Here is a 22,522-nt window from a genome sequence, read left to right as displayed (position 1 = left end):
CAAAAATGCACCACTAAAGTGCAGACAGGTACAGCTGCCTCGTTTTCGAGCAGTACAGCGCCTATTAACAGTTAACTGGTCCCTCACAATACAGGTGAACTGTATCTAGAGGGACTGGCCAAACGAGAGGATCATTGGCATCAGTTAAACCACTACCTAATCCCGCCATAAGCGGAAGGATGTCAACCATGGAACGTACACTCAGTTCCGAAATGTTCTTCGAAGACAACGCTGTAAAAACCCAGGCTTCCATGCCTCTTCGCGTTATCGCCAACCTGATGCTGTGGCAGCGCCGCATCTCCAGCCGCCACCAACTGGCTCGCCTGGATTCGCGTCTGCTGGCTGACGCAGGGATTAGCGAAGCACAACGCTACGAAGAGCTGAGCAAGCCGTTCTGGCGCTAAGTTAGCGTCGCTGGCCCTGACCCACCGGGTCCACCGCCAGCACCCCGAATTGCACACACAAAACCCGTCGTGGGAAACCACGACGGGTTTTGTCGTTTCAGGGCTGAAAAACGGCGGGTACAGAAGGGCGGTAGCATGACAGGTACAGTTTCAACAACACACAAACTGAACCAGTACAATTTAGCATTGGTGTAGCTGCTCCAGCGACGGCGAAACGCCCAACATGGTCTTCCAAGGCTGCCCAATCAGCCTGTTCGCGAGGAACACACCATGAATCGGTTACTTGAAGTTCCGCTCCCGCCTACTCGCAAGCCTTCCTTACTCAAGCGTATGGCCCGGCTGATTGCCGCTATCGGTCAAAGCATGGAAAAAGCGCGCACCCGCCGCCTGCTCGCGCAACTTAATGAACAGCAGCTGTCTGACATAGGTATCAGCCATTCAGATCGACTGGTCGAACTGGACAAACCTTTTTGGCGCTAACCGTGTCTAGATGGGGTGACAGGGCTATTCGAACGGTTGAACAACGGCCTAATATCCAAAGACAACGTGGCGAGCCCTGCGCAGGGTATGTCTGATCTCTCAGACATTACGCATCACGCCGTGGCTGCCTGACGTTATTCTTGGCGTCACTATTTATGGTTTATTCACAGGAGTTACCCCATGTCCCGTCTTCGTCTGCTCAGCGTTGCAGCACTGCTGGCTGTGGCTGCCAATTCGCACGCCTCCAGCTTCATTATCACCACAGACACTGTCGTCGGCGCACTCAAGGACAGCTCCGACGCCACAACAAACCTCTCCTCTTCGCTGCGGGACAAGAAGATCGTTCGCGCTGCCCGTGATGACGCTGCCAGCTTCGTAGCCAGCGAAGGCGCCATCCGTGGCGTGCGCCTGGAAAGTGCTCTCGACTACATCCACACACAGGCTCCACAGTTGAAAGCCACTGACGCACAGCTGGCTCAAGCCATTCTGGCGATCTGATCGACTTCGGAAAACGGGGCTCTCAGATTGGGCCCCGTTTCCTCGGCGCTGGCTCTGGTCCGGGCATTGCGCTAGCCTTGGGACTCGTTTCCAACCGTCGAGCCTCATGCATTTTCTGTCAAAACCATTTATCACATCCCTGTTTATCACTGCCTGCTGGAGCAGTCCGGCCCATGCCCTGGACCTGACTACGCAGAATCTCGTCGTCACCACTTATGTGACAAGCAAGGTGACCTCCGCGCCCTTCGACCATAAACTGCTACTCGCTGCCCACGATGATGCGGCGGCGTACATTGCCAGTGACGGTCAACTGCGAGGAGCGCAACTGGAGTCCGCCCTGGTTTACCTGCGTCAGACCCAGCCAAAACTTCATGCCAGCGACCTTGAACTGGCACAGGCAATTCTCGTCCAATAGTTATCCTGTTTTTCCGGAGTCGTTCCATGCGTAGCCCGCTGATTGCTGCCACCCTTGGCCTGTTACTGTTGGCCGACGTGGCCCAGGCACACACCCTCGAAGCCACCAGTAACATGATCATCCGTGCCTCCCAGCGCACGCTCGACTTCACCTCCGACACCACCACCTCGATTCGTGACCTGAAAGTCGTCCGTGAAGCCCACGACGACGCGGCCAGTTTCGTCGCCAGCAATGGCGATATCCGTGGTGCACACCTGGAAGCTGCCTTCGACACCTTGCGCACCCGCGTGCCGGAAGCCCGCGACGCCAGTGATCAAGTCCTCGCCGAAGCCATCCTCGCACTGTGAAGACACTAGCCGCCTGGCTGATGGCCGGGGCCGTATTGCTGCTTTGCAGCGCGGCTCAGGCCAGCCTGCAACTACACCTCAAGACCGACGGTCTGAGCCCGGCAGAACAGCAGGCCAGCCAGGCACTGCTGGATGAAGCGATGCAGGCATTGCCGCCGCGCTTCATCGAGCAACTGGACCGCCGGATTGATGTTGGCTGGACCGACGCAATGCCCGGTAACGCCTATGGAGAGGCGTCTCTGGTGTCAGAGGTGGACCTCAATCGCAACCTGCTGACCAGCCTCACCGACGGCAGCGCCGCGACGAAAAAAACCAACCGCCCCCACGGCACCGTTCGCCGCGAAATGCTCGCCACGGTGCTGCATGAACTCACGCACATTTATGACCGTGCTCGCTTGTGGACAAGTGTCGAGCGTTTGCAGATCCAACGCTGTACGCGACAGAGCAACAGTTCAGGCCTGGTCGGCCTTCCCGATCAATGCCGCGGGCAGACTGACCGTCGTTTCACCTTGAGCGACGATCCGCGCCTGCTGGACCTCGCCGGCTGGCCGCAATACGTCGGCCGACGCGGTGAACGCGAACAGCACAACCGGCAAATAGTCCGCAGCCCGGACCTCTACGAGACCAGCAGCCCCAAGGAATTTGTCGCGGTCAACATGGAGTACTTCCTCCTCGACCCGAGCTACGCCTGCCGCCGCCCGGCGCTATACCGTTATTACCAGGAACACTTCGGCTGGGCGCCACCGGCCAAGGACAGCTGCGCCCAATCCTTCGCCTTCCTGAACGCGGGCAATGACTTCGCCAAACAACCGCTGGGCCAGGTCGATCCGGAAAGGGTCTACTCGGTCGACTACCTGCTGGCCGAAGCCAATCAGAATCTGGTCAGCCGCTGGGGCCACAGCATGTTGCGGCTGGTGATTTGTGCGCCCGGTCGCCCGCGCGGACCGGATTGCCGACTGGACCTGGAATACTCCCTGGTGCTGTCCTACCGTGCCTTTGTCGGCGACGTACAGCTGTCGAGCTGGGATGGTCTGGTCGGCAAGTATCCGTCGCGACTCTTCGTGTTGCCGCTGTCGCAAGTCATCGACGAATACACCAAGACCGAACTGCGCAGCCTGGCCTCGGTGCCACTCAATCTGTCGCGCAGTGAAATTGGAGAGTTGGTCGAACACGCCGCCGAAATGCATTGGAGCTACGACGGCAACTATTACTTCCTGTCCAACAACTGCGCGGTCGAGAGCCTGAAGCTGTTGCGCAGTGGCAGTAACAATCCACAACTGGTCGGCATGGACAGCATCATGCCCAACGGCTTGCTGGAAATACTCAAGGCCCGCGGACTGGCGGATACCAGCGTGCTCGACAATCCGCGCGAGGCCTTGCGCCTGGGCTATCGCTTCGACTCGTTCCGCGATCGCTATCAAGCGATGTTCGAGGTGCTGAAAAAGCACCTGCCGATCAAACAGGACAAGGTTGAAGACTGGATGGCGCTGACGGCAGCAGAACGTCGCCCGTGGTTTCAGCAGGCCGATCTGCGCACCAGCGCTGCGCTGCTGTTGCTGGAGCAGGCGAGTTTCCGCCAGCAATTGTTGCTTGCCCAGAATGAGGTGAAACAACGCTACCTGGATGCCCGCGAGTTGAAAAACGGCGGTATGGACCAGGCCAATCAGACCTTGAAGCAGATTCTCGTCAACAGTGGTTTCCTCAGCCGTCCGGCAGAACTGCTCGACAGGGGCGGTTACGGCCTGCCACAGCCCAATGAATGGAAACGCCTGGAGTCGGAGAGCAGTACGCGACAGAAGAAATTACAGGTGTTGACCGGCGATCTGGACAAAGAGGTCAGGGCGCTGCTTGAGCCAGCCCGAGCCGCCGAGATCGCCGCGAATGAGGCCAACATCAAACAGCTGGGCGAGCACCTGCGAGCGTTGCATAAGGCGGCCGGTGGGCTGGAGTTGCCTTAAGTCGACCCGTTAAATTGATACCGCAGTTATCCACAATGGCATCCGTCTGAGTGCAGCCCGCTCATTGCGATGCCTCCTTCTTCATATTTAACGCCGTCAAACCGCGGTATTGGCCACTACTTCAGGCCGCGCCAGCCCACTTCGAACATCTCGTCAGGTGTTTGCCCAGCGAAAGCTGGCTGAAAGGTTTGCCCATTAGGATCGCCCGCACTGCCGGCAACAGACCGGTTGGCCAAACGAGTGTCGCAACGTTCGCACGGCCCAATTAACAACAACAATGGTGATTCTGATGTCCGCTCGTACCCGCCTGTTTGCCCCGACTCCCCCCGTACGCCTCGTGCTTTCCGTTCTGCGCTGACCCCACCCGGTTCGCCATTCCCTAGCCGCGCTACGCCTGGAGTATTCCCATGCTGACTTTCCTTGGCTTCGCCATGGTCATCACGTTCATGTACCTGATCATGACCAAGCGCCTGTCGGCGCTGATCGCCCTGATCATCGTTCCGATCCTGTTCGCCCTGTTCGGTGGTTTTGCCCCGAAGATCGGCCCGATGATGCTCGAAGGCATCACCAAGCTGGCCCCGACCGGGGTGATGCTGATGTTCGCCATCCTCTATTTCGCCCTGATGATCGACTCCGGCCTGTTTGATCCGGCCGTGCGCAAGATCCTCAAACTGGTCAAGGGCGACCCGCTGAAGGTTTCCGTAGGCACCGCTGTGCTGGCCCTGGTGGTGTCCATGGACGGTGACGGCGCCACGACTTACATGATCTGCGTGGCCGCCATGCTGCCGCTGTACAGCCGCATCGGCATGAGCCCGCGGATCATGGCCGGCCTGATCATCCTCGCCGGTGGCGTAATGAACATGACCCCGTGGGGCGGCCCGACCGCACGTGCCGCCAGTGCATTGCATGTCGACCCCTCGGACATCTTCGTGCCGATGATCCCCGCCATGCTCGCTGGCGTGGTGGCGATCCTGGCGATTGCCTACCTGTACGGTAAACGTGAACGTGCGCGCCTGGGTGAATTGCACCTGATCGGCGACGAAATCGACCACAGCGAAATCAGCGTTTCGCAGTTCCCGGATGCTCGTCGTCCGAAGCTGATCTGGTTCAACGGCGCCCTGACCCTGGCCCTGATGTGTGCCCTGATCGCTGGCCTGCTGCCACTGCCGGTGTTGTTCATGGTCGCGTTCAGTATTGCGATGATCGTCAACTACCCCTGCCTGCAACAGCAGAAAGATCGCGTTGCGGCCCACGCCGGCAGCGTGCTGGCAGTGGTCGGGCTGATTTTCGCCGCCGGTATCTTCACCGGCATCCTGTCCGGCACCGGCATGGTCGATGCCATGTCGAAAAGCCTGCTGGCCGTGATCCCGGATTTCCTCGGTCCGTACCTGGCCGTGATCACCGCACTGGCGAGCATGCCGTTCACCTTCTTCATGTCCAACGATGCGTTTTACTACGGCGTACTGCCGGTTCTGGCCGAAGCCGCGAGCCACTACGGCATCACCGCGGTGGAGATGGCACGTGCCTCGATCGTCGGTCAACCCGTCCACTTGCTGAGTCCGCTGGTACCCTCCACCTACTTGCTGGTGGCATTGGCCGGGATCGAATTCGGTGACCACCAACGCTTTACCCTGAAGTGGGCAGTACTGGTTTGCATGTGCATACTCGTCGCTGCATTGCTGATGGGGATTTTCCCGCTGTTCAGCACCTTGTAACGGCATCAACTCACCGTGCCGCCAGCTAAATGCTGGCGTCGTGGTTTAACACTCGCTCAAAGGAATACACATGGAATGGCTGACCAACCCTGAAATCTGGGTTGCCTTCTTCACGCTGACCGCCCTGGAAATCGTTCTGGGCATCGACAACATCATCATGATCTCGATCCTCGTCAGCCGCATGCCCAAGCACATGCAGGCGCGCACCCGGATCTTCGGCCTGGCGCTGGCCATGGTCACGCGAATCCTGTTGTTGCTGTCGATCACCTGGGTCATGCGCCTGACCGCCGACTTGTTCGTGGTCTTCGGTCAGGGTATTTCCGGGCGAGACCTGATCCTGTTCTTCGGTGGCCTGTTCCTGCTGTGGAAAAGCTCCCAGGAGATGTTTCACGCACTGGAAGGTGAAGACGAAACCGCCGACGAGCCAGGTGGCAAGGGCGGAAACTTCCTCTACACCATCATCCAGATCGCGATCATCGACATCGTGTTCTCTCTGGACTCGGTGATCACCGCGGTCGGCATGGTGTCCCATGTTCCGGTCATGGTTGCCGCGATCATCGTTGCGGTACTGGTGATGATGATGGCCTCGGGCATGATCAGCGCGTTCATCGACAAGCATCCGTCGCTGAAAATGCTCGCGCTGTCGTTCCTGCTGGTGGTGGGTACCGTGCTGATCGCCGAAGCCTTCGGTGTGCATGTACCAAAAGGCTACGTCTACTTCGCCATGGCGTTCTCGCTGGCCGTGGAGGCGATCAACATCAAGATGCGCACCGCGATCGCGAAAAAGAAGAAACAGCAGGAGCCGGTGAAACTGCGCAAGGACATCCCGGGTCAATAACCTGAATGCACAGTAGAAGAGGGGGCTTTCGAGCCCCTTTTTCACGCCCGCTTGAAGCTGTTTTCATGACAGTTTTGTTTCAATCGACTCTTTAGCTATGCGATGCTGGCGCCCGGACCGTTAGCCAACTACAGCTTAAATACAGAACGTAGAACGTCGCGCGGCATCGTCAACTTGCTCCATTGGGGCGCTGTCCATTCAGGGGGCCCAGTATGCTGACCCTGCTCAATCTACTGTCCGCCGTCGCCCTGCTTATTTGGGGCACGCACATCGTCCGAACCGGCATCCTGCGGGTCTACGGCTCGAACCTGCGCCATGTCATTGGCCAGAACATGTCCAAGCGCTGGCTGGCCTTTATCGCCGGGATTCTCGTCACCGCGATGGTCCAGAGCAGCAACGCCACAGCGATGCTGGTGACCTCGTTTGTCGGCCAGGGCCTGATGGCGCTGACCCCCGCCCTGGCGACCATGCTCGGTGCCGACGTCGGTACCGCACTGATGGCGCGGGTCCTGACGCTGGATTTGTCATGGCTGTCGCCGCTGCTGATTTTCCTCGGGGTGATTTTCTTTCTCTCACGCAAGCAGACGCGTGCGGGCCAGCTCGGCCGGGTCGGCATCGGCCTGGGGCTGATTATTCTCGCGCTGCAATTGATCGTCGAAGCGGCCGATCCAATCACCCACGCTCACGGCGTCAAAGTACTGTTTGCCTCGCTGACGGGCGATATCCTGCTCGATGCCCTCGTCGGGGCGCTGTTCGCGATGATTTCCTACTCCAGCCTGGCCGCCGTCCTGCTCACCGCAACTCTGGCCGGTGCCGGGGTAATCAGCCTGCCTGTGGCCATCGGCCTGGTGATCGGCGCCAACATCGGCAGCGGTGTCCTGGCATTTCTCAACACCAGCATGCAGAACACTGCCGGACGTCAGGTGGCGTTGGGCAGCCTGCTCTACAAGATGATTGGCCTGCTGCTGATCATTCCGGTGCTCGGCCCGCTGGTGCACTGGATGGACAGCCTCAATTTCCGCCCGCAAGGCCTGGTGATCGGCTTTCATCTGCTCTACAACACGGTACGTTGCCTGGTGCTGCTACCCAGCGTCGGTCCGATGGCCAGGCTCTGTGCCTGGCTGTTGCCAGAGCGCCCGGAAATCAACGGACAGGCCAAGCCTCGCCACCTGGACCCGACAGCCCTCACCACACCAAGCCTGGCCTTGGCCAACGCCGCCCGGGAAACCCTGCGCATCGGCGACCTGATCGACAACATGCTCGAAGCCATGCTCGATGTACTGCGTGGCAAGCAAACCGCCGTCACTCAGGAAGTGCGCCGCCTGAGCGATGACGTCGAAGTCCTCTGCAGCGCGATCAAACTCTATCTGGCGCAGATGCCCCGCGAAGACCTCAGCGACCAGGACAGTCGGCGCTGGGCAGAAATCATCGAGCTGGCGATCAATCTGAAACTCGCCTCTGACCTGATCGAACGCATGTTGCGCAAGGTCCAGCAGCAGAAGACCTCGCAACGCCGCTCCTTTTCCGACGTCGGCCTGGAAGAGCTGGCGGGGTTGCACCATCAGTTGATCGCCAACCTGCGTCTGGGGCTGTCGGTGTTTCTGAGTGCCGACAAGGAAAGCGCCCGGCAACTGCTGCGTGAGAAACGTCGCTTCCGCGCGCAGGAAAGACGCTTGGCTCACGCCCATGTCAGCCGCTTGCACCGTAAGGTCGTGCAAAGCCTCGAAACCAGCTCGCTGCACCTGGAGCTGATCGCCGACATGAGACGCTTGAACTCGCTGTTCTGTGGCAGCGCCTATGTGGTCCTCGAAACCACCGAAACCGGTACATTGGCTGCCGACGATACGGCTGACATCACCCATTCACCCTGAACGTCTAGCGTTGACAGCAGTCACTTAGAAGATCGCTTTTACCCGCCAGGAAGGTTGCTATGCGCTGTCTGTTGTTTGCGTGCCTGCTATTGAGTTCCACCTGCTCATTTGCCCTGGATCGCTTTCAGGTCGAAGGTTATTCGCTGCCCAACGGCTTGCAGTTAGTGCTCAAGCCCGGCAGCGAACGCGGGCATGTGGCAATTCGCCTGGTGGTAGGCGTTGGCCTCGACGACTTCGCCTGCGCCGACAAAGAGCTGCCGCACCTGCTTGAGCATTTGCTGTTCAGTGGCGTCGACGCGAGCGGCGAAGGCGGGCTCGAGGAGCGCATGCAGGCACTGGGGGGTGAATGGAACGCCTACACCAGTAACGCCGACACCACGTTCGTCATCGAAGCCCCGGCAAAGAATCAACGCAAAGTCCTCGACCTGTTGCTGGCACTACTGACCCAGACCCGACTCGACGACAACGCAATCAGTGCGGCCAAACAGGTGGTCGAACGCGAAGATGGCGGCCATTACTCCCACTTGCAGCGCTGGCTCGACCGCCAGGACCTGGGCCACACGGCGAGCAATCAGCTGGCGGTGGAGCTGGGCCTGAAGTGCTCGGAGCGTGCCCAGGTAGAGCACCTGACCCGCGAACAATTGGAGAAGGTCCGCAAAGAGTGGTACGCACCGAACAACATGACACTGATTATTGTCGGTGAGCTCGATCGCCTGCTGCCGGCCTACCTGGAGCGCACCTATGGCGAGCTCAAAGCCATTGATCCCACCGAGCACTTGCCGCTGCCGGAGATCCAGCACCCGGCGCTCGACGAACGCAATCTGATCCAGGGCTGGGTGGGGGGTGGCGCCAAACTGCACTGGTTGTTCCCGGAACCGGCGCTTGAGGACCAATATGACGAAACGTACGACCTGCTCAAGGACTACCTCGACTGGGCGCTTTATCGTCAATTGCGTCTGGCTCACGGATTGTCCTACGGCCCCTGGGCCGAACGCGAAGTGTTCGGCAGTGTCGGCTTCCTTAGCCTGAACGCCGATCTGGAGCGCGATGATCTGCCACAAGCGCAGCAGGTACTCGAGGATCTGAAAGCCGATCTGCTCAAGAACGGCCTCGACCCCGCAGGCTTTGAACGCCTGAAACAGGTCGCCATCGCCCGACAGGCCTGGGCGGTGCAAGGCAACAGCGGACTGGCCGACTACTACTGGAGTGCCATTGGCGACTATGAGGACGGACATTTCGACGACCCGGCCAAACGCCTGCAAACAGTCACTCTGGACCAGGCCAACCAAGCCCTGCGCAAATTGCTCGAACAGCAGGGTTACATTCGCATCGAGAAGCCGCTGCTCAGTTATGACGAGGTGCTGTGGTTGCTCGGCGGGGTGTTGGGGTTGATGGCGCTGGGCGTTCCAAGTTGGCGCTTGTATCGCAAAAAATGATGACTGTGGCGAGGGAGCTTGCTCCCGCTCGGGTGCGCAGCAGCCGCAAACGGTCGCTGGAGTTCAACGTTCGCAATCGCGCTGGCAGTTTTTAGGGCCGCTTCGCGACCCAGCGGGAGCAAGCTCCCTCGCCACAGTTGCTGTACCCGGTCACACAGTGGCTCCTCGCAACATCACTGTGCCAGCGTTATCCTGTCGGGGTTTTTTCCCACGACAATTGCGAACTACCGAATGCCTATCCTGACCCATTACGTAACGCGCATCCTCGAACTGATGAAGCGCTACCCCGGGGTCATTGCGCTCGGTGGCTTCATCTCAGGGGTCTGCAGTTTCATTCTGGTCGACCGCCAACAAAGCCTGGCAACCTGGATTGCAACCATCATGCTGGTCAGCTGGCTCTGGCTGATGCTGGAAAACAGCCTGACGGAGCTGTTCACCAAAGTCTTCAAGCGTGAGATCCCGCAGCCGTTGTTGCGCTATGCGACGCAGATGATTCATCAGGAAAGTCTGTTCTTTGTCTTGCCGTTCTTTTTCATCACTACCACCTGGAACAGTGGGCAACTGGTGTTCACCGGGCTGCTCGGAGCGGCGGCGCTGGTTTCGATCACCGACCCGCTGTATTACAAATGGCTGGCGCCGCGCCGCTGGCTGTTCCTGGCGATGCACACCCTGACGCTATTTGCCGCGCTGCTGACCGCATTGCCGATCATCCTGAACCTGACCACCGCTCAGAGTTTCAAACTGGCTCTTGGCACCGCGATGCTGCTGTCCTTTCCAAGCCTGGCGTCGATCTTTCCGATTCGCACGATCCGCGGTGCCCTGAGCGTGCTGAGCATCACCCTGGCCATCGGCTGCGCCGGCTGGTTGCTGCGTTCCTGGGTGCCGCCGGCCACGTTGTGGATGACGCAAGTGGCAATCAGCACACAACTACAAGACCGTACACCCGGCGACAGCCACAATGAAGTCAGCGTCGCCCAACTGCGCCCTGATGGTCTGTACGCCTACACCGCGATCAATGCACCGCGCGGGCTCGACGAGCGGATTTATCACGTCTGGCAGTTCAACGGCCAAGAGGTCGACCGCATCGCACTGGATATCCACGGCGGGCGCAAGGAAGGATACCGGGCCTGGAGCCATAAACAGAACTTCCCCGGCAACCCGGCAGGCGACTGGCAAGTAAGGGTACTGACTGAAGACGGTCAGGTGATCGGCGTACTGCGCTTTGAGGTGACCGACGCCAGCCAAAACGGCACGACGCCGAGCGAGGCAAAATAGCCGGGATCATGCTATTACGTAGCACTGCGTATCAGTCGAACAAGCACGGAGATTATGAGCAGCACAATTGCCGGCAGTGCCCAACTCGATACTTCGAACACCCCTGCGCGGTTGCGGGTCACGGGTGACTGGACGCTTGTCCATTACGCCGACCTCAAACGCCTGAGCAACACTCTCAAAGGTCAGTACGACGACCGAACCCCCATCGACCTCAACGGCCTCGGCGCGCTCGACACCGCCGGTGCCTCGCTGCTGGTCGAGCTGCTCGGTGCCGAACGCCTCGGCAAGTCCGCCGAGCACCCCGACTGCAGCCTGTCCGCAGCCGACCGCGCGCTGCTGCAAACCGTCTATTGCTCGCTGACTGACTTCTGCATCCCCATCAAAGAGCCCGAAATCAGTGTCGGCATTCAACTGCTGACCCGCATCGGGCGCGCGGTCGATGCGGTCTGGCAGGACACGCTGCAACTGTTGGGGTTTGTCGGGCTGATCCTGGAAACCATCGCTCGCAGCCTGTTTCGCCCCAAACGCTGGCGGATCACGCCGATGGTCGCGCACATCGAACAAACCGGCCTCGACGCCGCGCCCATCGTCGCCTTGCTGACCTTCATGGTGGGCGCGGTAGTGGCCTTCCTCGGTGCCACGGTACTCGCCAGTTTTGGTGCGAGCATTTTTACCGTGGACCTGGTGGCATTCTCGTTCCTGCGTGAGTTTGGTGTGCTGCTGACCGCCATCCTGATGGCCGGGCGCACTGCCAGTGCCTTCACCGCGCAAATCGGCTCGATGAAGGCCAACGAAGAAATCGACGCGATCCGCACCTTGGGCCTCGATCCGATGGAGCTGCTGGTGGTGCCGCGGGTGTTGGCGTTGCTGGTAGCGCTGCCGATGCTGACCTTTCTGGCAATGCTCTCGGGGATAGTCGGTGGCGGGGTGGTCTGTGCGATATCGCTGGGTATCTCGCCGGCGATGTTCCTGTCTTTGCTGCAATCGGACATCGGCGTTCAACATTTTCTGGTCGGCATGGTCAAAGCACCGATCTTCGCTTTTCTGATCGCCTCCATCGGTTGTCTGGAAGGCTTCAAGGTCAGTGGCAGCGCTGAATCCGTTGGCGCCCACACCACGTCCAGTGTGGTGCAGTCGATTTTCGTGGTGATCGTGCTCGATGCGGTCGCCGCGTTGTTCTTTATGGAGATGGGCTGGTGAGTCGTTTACCCCGTACGCCCTCAGAGGCGGTGATCGAAGTCCGTGGGCTGTGCAATCGCTTCGGCCGCCAAAGCGTGCATGAAAACCTCGACCTGGATTTGTACAAGGGCGAGATTCTCGCCGTGGTCGGCGGCTCAGGCAGCGGCAAATCGGTGTTGCTGCGCAGCATCGTTGGCCTGCGCCAGCCCAGCGAAGGCATGGTGAAGGTGTTTGGCAAAAACCTGCCGAGCCTGACGGAGCATGAACGCTCACTGGTCGAGCGGCGCTTCGGCGTGTTGTTTCAGAAGGGTGCGTTGTTCTCTTCGCTGACCGTGACCGAAAACGTCGCCTTGCCCTTGATCGAACACGCCGGCCTGAGTCGCGACGACGCCGAACATCTGGCGGCGGTTAAACTGGCCTTGGCTGGCCTGCCGCTGTCGGCTGCCGACAAGTACCCGGCCTCGCTGTCCGGCGGCATGATCAAACGCGCCGCGCTGGCCCGCGCCTTGGCGCTGGACCCGGACATCCTGTTCCTCGATGAGCCGACCGCCGGCCTCGATCCGATCGGCGCCGCGGCGTTCGATCAGTTGATCCTGACGTTGCGTGATGCGTTGGGGCTGAGTGTTTTCCTGGTCACCCACGACCTCGATACGCTGTACACCATCACCGACCGGGTCGCGGTGCTGGCGCAGAAAAAAGTACTGGTGGCCGACGCCATCGACACCGTGTCGGAAACCGACGACGCGTGGATTCACGAATACTTCCACGGCCCACGCGGCCGCGCGGCGCTTTCAGCCGCTTCACAGCTTAACGAGGTATGACATGGAAACCCGAGCCCACCATGTATTGATCGGCCTGTTCACCGTATTGGTGGTGGCCGGTGCATTGCTGTTCGGCCTGTGGCTGGCCAAGTCCAGCGTCGACAGCGAGTTCAAGGATTATGAGGTCGTCTTCAACGAGGCGGTCAGCGGTCTGTCCAAAGGCAGTGCAGTGCAGTACAGCGGGATCAAGGTCGGCGATGTAGTGAGTTTGCGCCTCGACCCCAAAGACCCACGCCGGGTATTGGCGCGGATTCGCCTGGGTGGCGAAACCCCGATCAAGGAAGACACCCAGGCGAAACTGGCGCTGACCGGGATTACCGGCACCTCGATCATCCAGCTCAGCGGGGGTACGCCACAAAGCCCCGAGCTACGCGGCAAGGACGGTAATTTGCCGGAGATTGTTGCCTCTCCTTCGCCCATCTCACGATTGCTGAACAACAGTGATGACCTGATCAGCAGCGTCAACCTGTTGCTGCATAGCGCCAACCAGATGATGTCGCCGGAAAACGTCGACCGCCTGGGCAAAACCCTTGAGAACCTGGAGCAAACCACCGGAAGCATTGCCGAGCAGCGCGGGGATCTTAGCCAGGCCATGCAACAACTGGCGTCGGTAGGCAAACAGGCCAGCGCCACTCTGGAACAGACGTCTGCGCTGATGCGCAACGCCAACGGTATGCTCAACGATCAAGGCAAACAGATGGTCGGCAGTGCCGAGCAAGCCATGAAGTCGCTGGAGCAGAGCAGCGCGACCATCAACAGCTTGCTGACCGACAATCAGGATGCGCTGAATAACGGCATGCAGGGGCTCAACAGTCTGGCCCCGGCCATACGTGAGTTGCGCGACACCCTGAGTTCGTTACGTGCCATCTCTCGTCGCCTGGACTCCAACCCCAGTGGTTACTTGCTGGGCGGCGACAAGGATAAGGAGTTCACGCCATGAAACCTGTCTACCGCGGCTTTGCGCACTGCGCGCTGTTGGCGAGTTTCGCGCTGACCAGTGCCTGCTCGATTTTACCCAAGGCTGACCCGCTGGATGTTTACCGCTTGCCTGTCGCGCCAAGCGCCGCGTCATCGATGCACGCCAACTCGGTGCAGTGGTCGCTACGTCTGTCTAAACCTCAGGCGAGCGACGTGCTCAACAGTGCAAAAATCGCCGTGATCCCTCAAGGCGATCTGATCAGCAGCTACAAGGCTTCGCGCTGGAGCGATCCTACGCCGATCCTGCTGCGCAATCGGCTACTCGCCGGGTTTGCCCAGGATGGCCGCGTACAGCGGCTCAGTACCGACGACAGCAACTTGCAGACGGATCTGGAACTGGGCGGGAACCTGCAAGCGTTCCAGACGGAATATCAAGGCAACACCGCGCAAGTGGTCATTAGCCTGGATGCGCTACTGGTGCGTGGCAATGACCAGCGGATCCTCGCCAGCCGCCGCTTCGAAGTGCGCCAGCCATTGAGCGATGTGAAGGTGCCCGCGGTGGTGACCGGGTTTGGTCAGGCCAGTGACACGCTCACGGCGCAGGTGATTGCGTGGACGGTAGAGCAGGGGCAGAAAAATACGCTGGTGCTAAGACCCTGAAGGTCCTTCGGACCTTATCGCGGGCAAGCCTTGCTCCTACAGGAACAGGTCGCTCACAGAATACTGGCTGATCCCCGACCTGTAGGAGCAAGGCTTGCCCGCGATCGAGCGCGAAGCGCTCGCAAAATAACCGGCTCAACCAAAGAACCAGTAGCAAACCCCGATCGCCCCCAGCACCCCGGCGAGCTCTGCCAGCAATGCGCAACCCACGGCATGTCGCGCACGCTGAATGCTCACCGCTCCGAAATACACCGCCAGCACATAGAACGTGGTTTCGGTACTGCCCTGAATAGTCGCGGCCACCAGCGCCGGGAAGCTGTCGACGCCTTGAGTCTTCATGGTTTCGATCAGCATTGCCCGTGCAGCGCTGCCGGAGAACGGCTTGACCATCGCGGTCGGCAGGGCATCGACGAAACGCGTGTCCCATCCGGCCCACTGCACCAGATGGCGAATCCCGTCCAGACCGAAGTCCAGCGCCCCGGACGCGCGCAATACGCCCACCGCACAGAGCATCGCTACCAGATACGGCAGCAGGTTCTTGGCAACATCGAAGCCTTCTTTGGCACCTTCGACGAACGCTTCGTAGACCTTGACCTTGCGCAGCGCGCCAATCACCAGAAACAGCATGATCATCCCGAACATCGTCAGGTTGCCGAGGATCGATGACAGGCTCGCCAGGGCAGTGGCTGAGAGCGCCGTCAACAGCGCCATGAAGCCACCCAGCAGCAGCGCACCCGGAATCAGATAGGCCAGCACCACCGGGTCCCACAGTCGCAGACGCTGCATGAACGATACCGACAGCAGACCGACGATGGTTGAACAACTGGTCGCCAGCAAGATCGGCAGGAACACCAGCGTCGGGTCGGCCGCACCTTGCTGGGCGCGGTACATGAAGATAGTCACGGGCAGCAGGGTCAGGGACGAGGCGTTAAGCACCAGGAACAGGATTTGTGCATTGCTTGCGACCGTGGTGCTGGGATTGAGCTCCTGCAACGCACGCATCGCCTTGAGACCAATCGGCGTAGCGGCATTGTCGAGCCCCAGGGTGTTGGCAGCAAAGTTGAGGGTGATCAGGCCGATGGCCGGATGACCCGCCGGCACTTCGGGCATCAGGCGCAGGAACAGTGGGCCCAGCGCCTTGGCCAGCCAGTCGACGATCCCGGCTTTTTCAGCGATCCGCAGAAAGCCCAGCCAGAGGGTCAGGGTGCCGAACAGCAACACCATGACGTCGACCGACAGCTTGGCCATGGCGAAGATGCTTTCCACCATCGTCGCGAAGATCCCGGCATTGCCGCCAATCAGCCACTGCGCGAGTGCCGAAACGGCCGCCACGATGAAAAAGCCAAGCCACAGGCCATTGAGCATCAGTCAAATCCCCCCAGAAGATGCCGCGAATGATAGCGGGGTGGGCAGAAACGACAAACCCCGGATTTCTCCGGGGTTTGTTTGGCTCTACTTGTAGGAGCGGGGGGGCGCCTACAGAGGGCACTGTCAGTTGCGGGAAGCCTCGCCAGCCGGCAGCTTCTCTTTGCTGCGCCAGTGCGGCAGGGAGTTCCAGTAGCGCTGGCCCTTGGCGTCGTCGTACATACCTTCCCAACGGGAGACAACCAGCACGGCCAAGGCGTTGCCGATCACGTTCAGTGCGGTACGGGCCATGTCCATGATGCGGTCGACACCGGCGATGAACGCCAGGCCTTCCAATGGAATACCGACACTGCCCAGCGTTGCCAGCAGAACCACGAACGACACGCCCGGCACGCCGGCGATACCTTTGGAGGTGACCATCAGCGTCAGTACCAGCAGCAACTGCTGGCTGATCGACAGGTCGATACCGTACAGCTGGGCAATGAAGATCGCCGCGATGCTCTGGTACAGGGTCGAACCGTCGAGGTTGAACGAGTAACCGGTTGGCACCACGAAGCTGCAAATAGCTTTCGGTGCGCCGTAGGCTTCCATCTTCTCGATCACGCGCGGCAGCACGGTTTCGGAGCTCGCGGTGGAGTAGGCCAGCACCAGCTCATCCTTGAAGATGCGCATCAGCTTGATCACCGAGAAACCGAACAGGCGAGCAATCAGGCCCAGCACTACGAAGGCGAAGAAGGCGATGGCGACGTAAACCAGGATCACCAGTTTGGCCAGCGGCAGCAGGGACGCGAAACCGAAGTTGGCAACGGTCACTGCGATCAGTGCGAACACGCCGATCGGGGCGTAGTTCATGATCATGTGAGTGACCTTGAACATGCTTTCCGAGACGCCCTGGAACATCTTCACCAGCGGCTCGCGCAGGTCCGATTGCAGGCTCGACAGACCAAGACCGAACAACACCGAGAAGAAGATGATCGGCAGCATCTCGCCACGCGCCATGGCGGCAAAGATGTTCGATGGAATCAGGTTGAGGATGGTTTCGATGAACGCGTGTTCATGCTGAACCTCGGCCGCGGTCGCCTGGTACTTGGAAATATCCACAGTGCCCAGGGTGCTCATGTCGATGCCGGAACCCGGGTGGAACACGTTGGCCAGCACCAGGCCGACCAGAATGGCGATGGTAGTGACGATTTCGAAGTAAATGATGGTCTTGAGACCAATGCGCCCCAGCTTCTTCGCATCACCCACACCGGCAATGCCGACGACCAGCGAGGAGATCACGATAGGGATCACGATCATCTTGATCAGACGGATAAAGATATCGCCCGCCGGTTGCAGGACGTTACTGATCCACCAGGCTTTTTCCGCACTGAAGTGGTTGAGCAACGCACCGATTGCAATGCCCAGTACCAGACCGATGAGGATCTGCCAAGCGAGGCTCAGCTTTGCCTTCTTCATATCATTACCCTTTTCTTATAAATGGACTCGGGAAGATGCACAAACTGGAACGCCCAATGGCGGAAAAGTCTGTGCATCTGCCCCCGGATAAGGTCGCCCGGAGCGCGTAATTACGGCTCTCTGGCAGATAAAAAAGGCGCAACTATTCCGATGCACAGGAGCGACGTCTAATGCCGTAAACGCCTACCCTATGCCGAATCGGCATGAGCTTTTTCAAAGCAAACCGCCGTCCCAACCGGTTCGAATACGACATTTCGGCAGGCATAAGTGCCGTGAACCGGCCATCGCAGAGGGGATTGATCGTTTTTTGAGCAACGGAATATGGACAAAAACCAAGGAAAAATCCTACGCGCCGTAGTGAATAGTGAGCAGCAATCAGCGCCAAATTTGTCGATATACGGTCACCCGGAAACACTGCGAAATGTTTTGTGAAGAACACCGATGGTTTTTTTGCCGGCCGGGGTAGCGATAAAAATGGTTTGGCAGCTCTAGGTCAATGCTTTGCACATATAAGCACGCCGCAGATTTGTCACGTCATGAATGACGGTCAAATATGCGGCGCTGCTTGTCCTGACCCGGCCCTTGCGCGGGTACTCCCTGTACCCGTAGGTCACTCCAATTCTGAAGCAATCAGAACGTCCCGGCCCCTTGGCCATGCGCGCACCCTCCTCGGGTGGGCGCAGAGGAAAGAGGTATTGCTGACCTCCTTCTGTTTTTCAAACCCGCTACCCGTTCGGGTCTGTCTTCAAGCAAATGCCCACGATCAGCCTCGACCACGACGGCCAAAGATGAACGAAGCAACAAACATCACCAGGAACACGACAAAGAGAATCTTGGCGATACCCGTGGCGGTGCCCGCGATACCACCGAAGCCCAGTACGGCAGCGACAATGGCAATAATCAAAAATGTAATCGCCCAGCTCAACATGGTGATTCTCCTTACGCTTCTATTTAGAGGTGTTGCTATTCCCGGCACATGAACATCGCGCCGAGCCAGTTACCTAGAACACCCAACGGTCCTGACGCAGCGCCACGGCACCAGGTTCTGCCTGGTCCACACTCATCATTCGCATTGAGGCTGCACCAGCAGGCCGACTGCCTACTGCGCTGAAATGGGTTTGGGTCAAGTGATGAGTCGGCGCAATCGCTGCCTCTGGCTGCTGGCTTTGTTCCCAGCGCAAGAACTGCTGGCCGCCGATCAAGGTGATCAACAAGGCAAACACGGCAAACATCCCTTGCTGGATAGACAGTGGCGAGATACGCAATTGGGCGGCACGTTGGCGATTCATCCGAAACTCCTCCCACACTGGTGGTTATTGGTCAGGGGGGGCTTCTTCTTAAAATGCCCCCGACTTAACCAGACCATTGCAGCCTGCATGCCAGCTTCAGGACAGAAATAAACACAACAAAATCAAATAGATATCTTGATTAGCAAAGTGCATTCGGACGCATCCTGCACGATGCCCCGCAGAAGATCGTGCGTAATGCACGATCGATTTGCAGGAAATCGAAAATTTTTGGAATGTATGAAGGGATACGGATGTCAGAAAAAGAGGCGGGAAAACGTCGAGGCCGTCAGATAAAGAATAAAAACTATTAAAATCATATAGTTATTATAAATCCCGACAGACAACTACCCCATTCTGATGAGAAGCGCCCAGAATAAACCATGCAACTTGCCCGATTTTTCCGAGACTAAATTAAGAGCATTCATTTAAGGAGCGTAGGAAAAATGGAATCCGCCACCGAGCATCAAGGCCGCATTTTGCTGGTAGATGATGAATCCGCCATCCTGCGCACCTTCCGCTACTGCCTGGAAGACGAAGGCTATAGCGTTGCCACCGCCAACAGCGCGGCCCAGGCCGACGCCTTGTTGCAACGGCAGGTCTTCGACTTGTGCTTCCTTGACCTGCGTCTGGGCGAAGACAACGGTCTCGACGTCCTGGCGCAAATGCGTGTGCAGGCGCCCTGGATGCGCGTAGTGATCGTCACCGCACACTCGGCCGTGGACACCGCCGTCGATGCTATCCAGGCCGGCGCCGCCGACTATCTGGTCAAACCTTGCAGCCCTGACCAATTGCGCCTGGCCACCGCCAAACAACTGGAAATGCGCCAGCTCTCGGCACGCCTTGAAGCCCTCGAAGGTGAAGTCCGCAAACCCAACGATGGCCTGGATTCCCACAGCCCGGCGATGAAAGTCGTACTGGAAACCGCCCGCCAGGTCGCCAGCACCGATGCCAATATTCTGATACTCGGCGAATCCGGTACCGGTAAAGGCGAACTGGCCCGGGCCATTCACGGCTGGAGCAAACGCGCGAAGAAATCCTTCATCACCATCAACTGCCCATCATTGACAACCGAGCTGATGGAAAGCGAGCTCTTCGGCCACAGCCGCGGGGCATTTACCGGTGCCAGCGAAAGTACCCTCGGCCGGGTCAATCAGGCCGACGGAGGTACATTGTTTCTTGATGAGATCGGCGATTTCCCGCTGGCCCTGCAGCCCAAACTGCTGCGCTTCATTCAGGACAAGGAATACGAAAGGGTCGGCGACCCGGTGACCCGTCGCGCCGATGTGCGAATCCTCGCCGCCACCAACCTCAATCTTGAAGACATGACTCGCGACGGTCGTTTCCGCGAAGACCTGCTCTACCGGCTGAACGTCATCACCTTGCACCTGCCACCACTGCGCGAACGAACCGAGGACATTCTGGCCCTGGCCGAGCGCTTCCTGGCACGCTTCGTCAAGGAATACGCGCGGCCGGCTCGTGTCTTCAGCGACGAAGCACGCGAGGCGCTGCTCGGCTATCGCTGGCCAGGCAACATCCGCGAACTGCGTAACGTGGTCGAACGAGCAAGCATCATTTGCCCACAGGAGCGAGTCGAGATCAGCCATTTGGGCATGGCCGAGCAAACCACCAGCAACGCTCCCAGAATCGGAGCGGCGCTAAGCCTGGATGAATTGGAGAAAGCCCACATCGGCGCGGTACTGGCCAGCGCCGGCACCCTCGATCAAGCAGCCAAGACCCTGGGTATCGACGCCTCGACGCTGTACCGCAAACGCAAGCAGTACAACCTGTGAGCAACACCTTATGAAGCTGGCGATGAAGTTGCGCACACGGCTGTTTCTGAGTATCTCGGCACTGATCACCGTGGCGTTGCTCGGCCTGGTACTCGGGCTGGTCAGCGTGATGCAGATAGCCAGTAACCAGGAAGCGCTGATCCGCGACAACTTCATCACCCTCGACCTGGAACTCAAGCTGCGCCAGACCCTGGACGATCAGTTGATCAACATGCTCAGCATAAAGCCCGACCTTGAGGCACTGGAATCCTCTGAACGGCGCTACTTCGAGCTGCTGGATCAAGGCATCGAGCATGAAAACAGTTTCAATGGCGAGCATCACGGCTTCGAGCAGGCCCGCACGGACTACCTGTCCTTTCTCAAGGCCTTCAGCCTCACGCAGGAACCGTCCGGCAAGCTCGCCGGCAATCGGGACCTCACCGAAAAGTTCAACGTGCTGCGCAACGGCCTTATTGCCGAACACAAACAGGCCCTGGACAACATCGACGAGACCCAGCGCAATGCCCGCGAACATGCACTGCTGATTGCCGGTTTGCTCGGATTGGTCGGGTTGGCAGTACTGGCCATCGGCTTCATCACCGCTCACGGCATCGCCCGGCGCTTCGGTGAGCCGATCGAGGCACTCGCCAAGGCCGCGGATAACATCGGCCAGGGTAACTTCGATGTCACCCTGCCAATTTCCCCGGCGGTGGAACTGACCCAGCTCACCCGGCGCTTCGGGATCATGGCCGAAGCCTTGCGCGAGCATCAGGCAACCAATGTCGATGAACTGCTCGCCGGTCAGCAACGCTTGCAAGCCGTGCTCGACAGCATCGATGACGGTTTGCTGATGATTGATCGTCAGGGCCAACTGGAGCACCTTAATCCGGTTGCACAGCGTCAATTGGGCTGGGACGAAGGCCGCCTCGGCCAAGGCCTGGGCACCGCACTCCAGCGGCCAGAGCTCGATGAACAACTACAAACGGTACTGCGCGGCGGAACGCTGGAGCGTGCGCCTGAAGACCTGAGCATCGAAGTCGATGGCGAGTCGCGTCTGTTGACCTACAGCCTGACGCCGGTCATTCATCCCCAGGGGCATATCCTCGGCGCCGTCATGGTGCTGCACGATGTCACCGAGCAACGGGCCTTTGAACGGGTGCGCAGCGAGTTCGTACTGCGTGCCTCCCATGAGCTGCGTACGCCGGTCACCGGCATGCACATGGCCTTCGGCCTGTTCCGCGAGCGCGCGCACTTTACCGAGGACTCTCGCGAAGCCGACCTGTTGAACACGGTGAATGAGGAAATGCAGCGTTTGATGCAGTTGATCAACGACCTGCTGAACTTCTCGCGTTATCAGAATGGTCTACAAAAACTCACCCTGGCGCCGTGCAACATCGATGACCTGCTGGAGCAGGCACAGGAGCGTTTCGCCGAGCGGGCTAATGAGCAAAGCATCGAGTTGTTGGTGGAAGTGCACACACCACTCCCGCGCCTGCAGGCCGATCAGGCGCAACTCGACCGGGTGCTGGACAACCTGATCGACAACGCGCTGCGCCATACCAGCCACCATGGGCAGATACGCTTGCAGGCTCGCCGGCACGGCGAAAGGGTGATCGTCAGCGTCGAGGACAATGGCGAAGGTATCGCTTACGGCCAGCAGGGGCGGATTTTCGAACCCTTCGTTCAAGTCGGGCGCAAGAAGGGCGGCGCCGGGCTCGGTTTGGCACTGTGCAAGGAGATCGTGCAGCTGCACGGCGGTCGCATGGGCGTATATTCCCGGCCGGGACAGGGCACCCAGTTCTATATGGCACTGCCACTCTAACGAG

Annotated in this window: 21 protein-coding genes; 17 read left to right on the top strand and 4 right to left on the bottom strand. The window is 59.2% G+C overall.

Annotated features, from left to right (window positions below; translation table 11 throughout):
- Positions 1 to 188: 188 nt before the first annotated feature.
- The 15 genes from AO353_RS11070 to AO353_RS11000 all read left to right on the top strand — a co-directional run bounded on the left by AO353_RS11070 (position 189) and on the right by AO353_RS11000 (position 14,815).
- Entirely contained in the window at positions 189 to 404 is a 216-nt protein-coding gene (locus AO353_RS11070) for a DUF1127 domain-containing protein (protein WP_054594973.1), read from the top strand.
- A 270-nt stretch (positions 405 to 674) separates the two neighbouring features.
- Positions 675 to 884 (top strand): DUF1127 domain-containing protein, encoded by a 210-nt coding sequence (locus AO353_RS11065; RefSeq protein WP_054594972.1) that lies wholly within the window; start codon positions 675 to 677, stop codon positions 882 to 884.
- 180 nt (positions 885 to 1,064) lie between these two features.
- A complete protein-coding gene (locus AO353_RS11060; protein ID WP_019694507.1) occupies positions 1,065 to 1,382 on the top strand; it encodes a DUF2388 domain-containing protein in 318 nt (105 codons plus the stop codon).
- A 106-nt stretch (positions 1,383 to 1,488) separates the two neighbouring features.
- Entirely contained in the window at positions 1,489 to 1,797 is a 309-nt protein-coding gene (locus AO353_RS11055; RefSeq protein ID WP_054594971.1) for a DUF2388 domain-containing protein, read from the top strand.
- Positions 1,798 to 1,823: 26 nt separating this feature from the next.
- The gene (locus tag AO353_RS11050) at positions 1,824 to 2,144 is read left to right on the top strand and encodes a DUF2388 domain-containing protein (RefSeq protein ID WP_054594970.1); all 321 of its coding nucleotides are present in this window, start codon (positions 1,824 to 1,826) and stop codon (positions 2,142 to 2,144) included.
- The gene (locus tag AO353_RS11045) at positions 2,141 to 4,102 is read left to right on the top strand and encodes a DUF4105 domain-containing protein (RefSeq protein WP_054594969.1); all 1,962 of its coding nucleotides are present in this window, start codon (positions 2,141 to 2,143) and stop codon (positions 4,100 to 4,102) included. The genes AO353_RS11050 and AO353_RS11045 overlap by 4 nt, the downstream gene beginning before the upstream one ends.
- A 407-nt stretch (positions 4,103 to 4,509) precedes the next feature.
- A complete protein-coding gene (locus tag AO353_RS11040) occupies positions 4,510 to 5,817 on the top strand; it encodes a CitMHS family transporter (RefSeq protein ID WP_054594968.1) in 1,308 nt (435 codons plus the stop codon).
- Between the two features lie 70 nt (positions 5,818 to 5,887).
- Positions 5,888 to 6,655, top strand: a complete 768-nt coding sequence (locus tag AO353_RS11035) for a TerC family protein (RefSeq protein WP_054594967.1) — start codon at positions 5,888 to 5,890, stop codon at positions 6,653 to 6,655.
- Positions 6,656 to 6,867: 212 nt separating this feature from the next.
- On the top strand, positions 6,868 to 8,526 hold the full coding sequence (locus AO353_RS11030) for a Na/Pi cotransporter family protein (protein WP_054594966.1): 1,659 nt from the start codon (positions 6,868 to 6,870) through the stop codon (positions 8,524 to 8,526).
- A 59-nt stretch (positions 8,527 to 8,585) separates the two neighbouring features.
- On the top strand, positions 8,586 to 9,962 hold the full coding sequence (locus AO353_RS11025; protein ID WP_054594965.1) for a M16 family metallopeptidase: 1,377 nt from the start codon (positions 8,586 to 8,588) through the stop codon (positions 9,960 to 9,962).
- 231 nt (positions 9,963 to 10,193) lie between these two features.
- On the top strand, positions 10,194 to 11,237 hold the full coding sequence (locus AO353_RS11020) for a DUF5924 family protein (RefSeq protein ID WP_054594964.1): 1,044 nt from the start codon (positions 10,194 to 10,196) through the stop codon (positions 11,235 to 11,237).
- Between the two features lie 54 nt (positions 11,238 to 11,291).
- A complete protein-coding gene (locus AO353_RS11015) occupies positions 11,292 to 12,437 on the top strand; it encodes an ABC transporter permease (RefSeq protein WP_054594963.1) in 1,146 nt (381 codons plus the stop codon).
- Positions 12,434 to 13,237 (top strand): ABC transporter ATP-binding protein, encoded by an 804-nt coding sequence (locus AO353_RS11010; protein ID WP_054594962.1) that lies wholly within the window; start codon positions 12,434 to 12,436, stop codon positions 13,235 to 13,237. Before AO353_RS11015 ends, AO353_RS11010 begins: the two co-directional genes overlap by 4 nt.
- A gap of 1 nt (position 13,238) precedes the next feature.
- The gene (locus AO353_RS11005) at positions 13,239 to 14,177 is read left to right on the top strand and encodes an MlaD family protein (protein ID WP_054594961.1); all 939 of its coding nucleotides are present in this window, start codon (positions 13,239 to 13,241) and stop codon (positions 14,175 to 14,177) included.
- The gene (locus AO353_RS11000; RefSeq protein ID WP_054594960.1) at positions 14,174 to 14,815 is read left to right on the top strand and encodes an ABC-type transport auxiliary lipoprotein family protein; all 642 of its coding nucleotides are present in this window, start codon (positions 14,174 to 14,176) and stop codon (positions 14,813 to 14,815) included. The genes AO353_RS11005 and AO353_RS11000 overlap by 4 nt, the downstream gene beginning before the upstream one ends.
- Positions 14,816 to 14,950: 135 nt before the next feature.
- Here AO353_RS11000 and AO353_RS10995 read toward each other — a convergent pair whose 3' ends face one another.
- From AO353_RS10995 to AO353_RS10985, 4 genes are all read right to left on the bottom strand, one after another.
- Complete coding sequence (locus tag AO353_RS10995; RefSeq protein ID WP_054594959.1) at positions 14,951 to 16,180, bottom strand: nucleoside recognition domain-containing protein; 1,230 nt, start codon at positions 16,178 to 16,180, stop codon at positions 14,951 to 14,953.
- Between the two features lie 126 nt (positions 16,181 to 16,306).
- Entirely contained in the window at positions 16,307 to 17,638 is a 1,332-nt protein-coding gene (gene gltP, locus AO353_RS10990; protein ID WP_054594958.1) for a glutamate/aspartate:proton symporter GltP, read from the bottom strand.
- A gap of 763 nt (positions 17,639 to 18,401) precedes the next feature.
- The gene (locus AO353_RS29700) at positions 18,402 to 18,566 is read right to left on the bottom strand and encodes a DUF1328 domain-containing protein (protein ID WP_019694493.1); all 165 of its coding nucleotides are present in this window, start codon (positions 18,564 to 18,566) and stop codon (positions 18,402 to 18,404) included.
- Positions 18,567 to 18,639: 73 nt separating this feature from the next.
- Positions 18,640 to 18,927: a hypothetical protein gene (locus tag AO353_RS10985; protein WP_054594957.1), complete on the bottom strand. Its 288-nt coding sequence runs from the start codon at positions 18,925 to 18,927 to the stop codon at positions 18,640 to 18,642.
- Between the two features lie 443 nt (positions 18,928 to 19,370).
- Between AO353_RS10985 and algB the strand changes: the two genes are divergently transcribed.
- Both algB and AO353_RS10975 read left to right on the top strand, forming a co-directional pair.
- Positions 19,371 to 20,717 (top strand): sigma-54-dependent response regulator transcription factor AlgB, encoded by a 1,347-nt coding sequence (algB, locus tag AO353_RS10980; RefSeq protein ID WP_054594956.1) that lies wholly within the window; start codon positions 19,371 to 19,373, stop codon positions 20,715 to 20,717.
- A gap of 10 nt (positions 20,718 to 20,727) precedes the next feature.
- Entirely contained in the window at positions 20,728 to 22,518 is a 1,791-nt protein-coding gene (locus tag AO353_RS10975; RefSeq protein WP_054594955.1) for an ATP-binding protein, read from the top strand.
- Positions 22,519 to 22,522 lie beyond the last annotated feature (4 nt).

Source organism: Pseudomonas fluorescens (assembly GCF_001307155.1).
Taxonomy (GTDB): domain Bacteria; phylum Pseudomonadota; class Gammaproteobacteria; order Pseudomonadales; family Pseudomonadaceae; genus Aquipseudomonas; species Aquipseudomonas helvetica.
This window is presented reverse-complemented; position numbering and strand designations above follow the sequence as displayed.